Source organism: Nonomuraea sp. KM88, assembly GCF_052245635.1.
Lineage (GTDB): Bacteria > Actinomycetota > Actinomycetes > Streptosporangiales > Streptosporangiaceae > Nonomuraea.
In genome coordinates, this window is sequence record NZ_JBQQCC010000085.1 from 1 (window position 1) to 558 (window position 558).

The following is a 558-nucleotide window of genomic DNA, read 5'->3' on the forward strand; positions in this document are numbered from 1 at the left end:
ACCGGCTGAAGAACTTCCGGGCCGTGGCCACGCGATACGACAAGCGCGCCTACATCTTCCTCGGCACCGTCACCTTGGCCGCCCTCGTCATCTGGCTCCGAACCTGATCCGAGAAACAGCTCCTAGGCGAGCGTCAGCCGGCTCGAACAGCTCTGTTTCCCGGGTCCGAGGTGTCCCCCGGGAAACCGCCCCTTCGTCACCTGGATATGAGCGACAACTTCTCTGGCCTTCCGCGCGGGTGGCACAGCCACGCTCCGCCCCGACCGCGGCCAAGGCCGACGACCGGGTCAACGCTCGCCTGGTCGGTGCGCACGCCGCGCGGATCCTGCCCCGGAAGCTGGACGGCGTGTTCGAGGGACCGAACGCCTGGCGGAGCGTTCCACCAACCGCGCAAAGACGCTGAGTGCCAATCACAGGACGGATAGACGGACGATGACGGAAGCGCTGGAATTGCCGCTGCACATGCGGCGGAACGGGCTTGACCCGGTCGAGGAACTGGCCCGGGTTCGCGACGGCGAGGGTGTGGTGCGGGTGGAGACGCCGTTCGGCCTGCCCGCG

General features: G+C 67.9%; 1 pseudogene. It reads left to right on the top strand.

Annotated features, from left to right (window positions below):
* Positions 1 to 107 (top strand): annotated as a pseudogene (locus ACTWPV_RS49770) (IS5/IS1182 family transposase); the annotation flags it as partial.
* Positions 108 to 558: the final 451 nt, after the last annotated feature.